Here is a 4247-nt window from a genome sequence, read left to right as displayed (position 1 = left end):
ACAAGTAATTAAAACCAATACTGGAGACGAATCTTTAAAAATTCTTAACGAGTATCAATAATTAGAAAAAATTAATACAGAGATATGTTTAGCCAAAAACAATGTTATCCAGCAAGGAGCTAAATAAGGCTGATAAGCTCGAACCAAAAGGTAAGCAAGCGGATATTTAACTCCCTGTTTTAAATATCGTATGAACAAAAATCTTGCCGCAGAAGAAATAGTACCTAACTGATGACATGAAACTAAACGACACAACGGGGTAAACCCTACAGAGTCTAGAAAATGTCGATATTGCTAGTAAGCCAACCGCAAGGGAAGCAGAAATCTCTGGAGGGGAGAGGATGGATGAAAAAGCGAACGCCTATCCGTAATGGATAGGATAGAGGTTCAAAATTTGCCTCTAACCGAAAGGAAAGCAGACTTCATCTGGGTCTTATACGAAAGGACTAAATGTTAAAGAAACTTAATCCGAGGACAAGTTAGATGCAGGCAGTAATGTCTACAAACGGACTAAAGAAACAACTTGAAAACTGGAGCGAAATTAATTGGCGTAAAGTTAACAAGCTTGTTAAGAATCTACGACATAGAATATGAGCGTGCAAGAGAACTTGGTAACTTCCGCGCATTTGAGAAACTTACAGAAGTTGATGCAAAGAAGTCACTCCTGTCTATTATTATCTGTTCGACGTATTACTCAAACCAATAAAGGTAAAGCAACGGCAGGAATTGATAAAGAAATAATCAATACCCCAGAGCAAAGAGTGATTCTGGTCAAGAACTGGAACGGCGGAAATCTACAACGCACTTAAAAAAAAACGCTCATTAACCGTGGTTAAAGGAACAGTGGTGTATCCCACTCATTTGATGCTGAGTATGTTTTACGAATGGAAAATCTGTTGGATTTATATAGCCAGCCCTATGATCCAAAACGTCCTGTAGTTTGTTTTGATGAGCGTCCATACCAACTTTTAGTTATTCGTTAGAGAACCTTTGCCTATTCAAGCGAAACAGCCAGAACGTTATGATTGTGAGTATCAGCGCTGCGGGTACTGTTAACTTGTTTGCCTGCTTTCAACCGTTAATTGGGTGGCGACACCCACTAGGTAACTGAGCAACGTACTAAGGCAGACTTTGCATTACAAATGAAAAATTTAGTAGACATATATTTTCTAGATGCTGAAGTAATTCGTTTAGTACTAGATAATTTAAATATACATAATCTAGCCGCTTTATATGAAGTTTTTTCCCCTCAAGAATGCCAGAGAATTGTTGAAAAACGCTTTGTTGCACTACACCCCTAAACATGCTTCTTGGTGAGCCAGTGCGTTGGGCGGGTTCCCCGACTTGAAGCAACTGGCGAACCCGAAGGGCTCAATCAAGTTGAAATTGAATTATCTGTTTTGTCTCGGAGCGTGTTTAGAAAGAAGAATTAGCGATCGCACGATTCTGGAGTTTGAGATTGCGGCTTGGGAAAAACAACGCAACCAAGAAAAATCAAGTGTAAATTGGCGCTTTAAAACCACAGATGCACGTAGAAAGATGGGACGCTTGTGAGACAGGTGGATACAAGCGCAAAGTTGCCTTGACGGACCACTAGGATGAGAGGCAAGGAAAAAAAGGGAGCAATCCCAACAGAACTTTGACAACTTGATAGCCATCTAGGTGAGGGTGAAAACTCAAGTCCTACCCCACAGGTGCAGTGGTGAAAGCACGACCCCTACCCAGGAGACTAGCCATCAAATTGGTAGAGCGGGGCGAAAGAAGGTAGCTGACAGCCCTTCGTTGGTAATCCCTTTAGCAAGAATCCATGAGCAGCTTTCATCGAAGATGCGCCTGAACCATCGTCAAAGAAAACCAGCGAAATAAGGCTTTTTGCGCTGGAGCCAAAAGGCAACGGATTAGGGGCTGATACTTTCTCCCGTATCAGCAGCACTCCCAACAATCCCGGTGGACAGCATCGACTCTAAAGATTCAATCAATGGCTATCAGGAACGAAGTAACCCCTCGTATGCTCTCAGAAAGGTCGATTTCTGAGCAGTGCTAGACCGGATGCTACGAACGGGTGGGATAGAGTCAGAAGCGAATGTCTTGCTGTAATGGCAAGGATATGCAGACAGACTCACGGTGATTTGGAAGATAAAGTTGCAAGTAGTGAGCACAAATGTCTAAAACACGGGTCAATCCGATGGTGGAATGGAGGCACATCAACTGGGGCAAGCTAGAACGGCGTGTCTTTAAGCTCCAAAAGCGAATTTATCGAGCCTCTCAACATGGCGATGTGAAAGCCCGATCGCAGACTCCAGAAGACGTTGATGAAGTCCTGGTCAGCAAGGTGTTTAGCGGTCAGGCGGGTCACACAAGACAATCAAGGTAAGAAGACGGCTGGTGTGGATGGGCACAAAAGCTTGTCCCCAAAGCAACGTCTCGCCTTAGTTGCCAACCTCAAATTAAGCTCAAAAGTCGCTCCAACCCGGAGAGTATGGATTCCCAAGCCGGGGACGGAGGAAAAAAGACCTCTCGGAATACCTAATATTTCAGACAGAGCGTGGCAATGTCTCGCAAAGTTTGCACTCTTAACCAGCGCACGAAGCAACATTTCATGCAAGAAGCTATGGTTTTAGACCGGGACGCTCGGCACATGATGCCCAGAAAGTTCTATTCTCTAACCTTAATTCAAACGTGAATGGAATCGATAAACGAGTCATCGAACTCGATATCGAAAAATGCTTTGACCGGATAAGCCACACCACAATAATGGATAACCTTATCGCCTCGTTGGGTATAAGAAACGGGATATTTCGCTGTCTAAAAGCCGGAATAAACCCAGAATTTCCAGAGCAAGGAACGCCTCAAGGCGGTGTGGTAAGTCCGTTATTAGCTAACATCGCTCTGAATCGAATCGAAAGTATCCACCAATATAAATTACCGAAAGGTGTGGTGGAACCATCAGTTAGGTACGCTGACGACATGGTTGTTATACTTCGACCACAGGACGATGCGAAGGTAATACTAGATAAAATCAACGAATTTCTTACTGACAGAGGTATGAAGGTAAGCGAGAAGAAGACAAAAATAACCGCTACGACAGATGGATTTGACTTCCTTGGCTGGAACTTTAAAGTTCAAAGCAACGGAAAATTTAGATGTACTCCTGAGCGTGGAGAACTATAAAAAACTCCGCTACTAAGGTAAAAGCTATCGTTAACAACTCGAATTATGGTTCATCGGTAAAAGCAACAAAGCTTGCACCGATAGTTAGAGGATGGAGAAATTACCATAAATTCTGTAAAATGGATGGCTCGCGATTTTCGCTATACCACACACAATACAGAACCTATAAGGTACTTAATAAGGAAACAAAGAATGACCGATACACTAGCAAGAAATTACTAGATAAGGCGTTTCCAGCGGTTCCTTATTCCGAGAACAAACACGTTAACGTCAAAGGAAATAAATCTCCCTTTGATGGAGATATGGCTTACTAGTCCCAAAGGAATAGTAAGCTATATGACGATGAAACCTCTAAGGCATTAAAACGCCAAAACCACACATGTGGTCACTGTGGTTTTTTAAAGTGTACAAGTGAAGAACGAGTACACCTACACCACATCGACAGGAATCATAACAACTGGAAGGTAAAGAATCTGCTAGCTGTTCATGAATCTTGTCATGATTATATACACATGAGCAACGGGTGCAAACCCTAAGAATATCGGGAGCCGGATACACACAAATGGGTACGTCCGGATCTAACACAGAGGTGCGGGAGATAATACTCCCCATCGACTCAACCTTTGTGGGTGCCGCACATACAGGTAGTATCACAACGATTGCGCAGATTCACAAAGCATTTGAGGAGCGAATCGGTACATCAGTTGATTCCAGTACTATCTACCGATTATTATCACGTCATGGTTGGCGTAAATTAACACCTCGCCCTCATCATCCCAAAGCTGATAAACACGAACAAGAGGCATTTAAAAAAACTTTCCTCATTTGGTCGAACAAGAGTTGCAAAGCCGAGAACCAAACGATACTCGTCCCGTACTTTGTTGGCAGCCGTAAAAGGAAGATTTGGGCGTATCGGTCAAGTAATGCGAGCCTGGAGTCCCCGAGGAGTACTCAAGAGTGTTGGTCAACAAATATAGGACTTACGCAAGCGTCACAATATAAGGTCAACTGGCACATATATTTAAATTTGAGATTAATGCTTGTAAGCATTGATTTCTAAGCGTTAGAGCAAAAGT

Annotated in this window: 3 protein-coding genes and 1 pseudogene; all 4 read left to right on the top strand. The window is 42.9% G+C overall.

Annotation, left to right across the window (positions count from 1 at the left end):
* Window positions 1-590: 590 nt before the first annotated feature.
* The 4 genes and pseudogenes from AABK37_RS40705 to AABK37_RS40690 all read left to right on the top strand — a co-directional run bounded on the left by AABK37_RS40705 (window position 591) and on the right by AABK37_RS40690 (window position 4231).
* Window positions 591-809, top strand: a complete 219-nt coding sequence (locus AABK37_RS40705) for a reverse transcriptase N-terminal domain-containing protein (RefSeq protein ID WP_432557065.1) — start codon at window positions 591-593, stop codon at window positions 807-809.
* 577 nt (window positions 810-1386) lie between these two features.
* Window positions 1387-1554, top strand: a complete 168-nt coding sequence (locus tag AABK37_RS40700) for a hypothetical protein (RefSeq protein WP_432557064.1) — start codon at window positions 1387-1389, stop codon at window positions 1552-1554.
* A gap of 607 nt (window positions 1555-2161) precedes the next feature.
* Window positions 2162-3707: pseudogene (locus tag AABK37_RS40695) on the top strand (group II intron reverse transcriptase/maturase).
* Window positions 3708-3733: 26 nt separating this feature from the next.
* A complete protein-coding gene (locus AABK37_RS40690; protein ID WP_432557063.1) occupies window positions 3734-4231 on the top strand; it encodes a helix-turn-helix domain-containing protein in 498 nt (165 codons plus the stop codon).
* The last annotated feature ends 16 nt before the right edge of the window (window positions 4232-4247 follow it).

The organism is Tolypothrix sp. VBCCA 56010, assembly GCF_050875635.1.
In the GTDB taxonomy this organism is placed as follows: domain Bacteria; phylum Cyanobacteriota; class Cyanobacteriia; order Cyanobacteriales; family Nostocaceae; genus Hassallia.
Note: the sequence above shows the minus strand (reverse complement) of the source record. Positions and strands in the feature narration are given on the sequence as shown.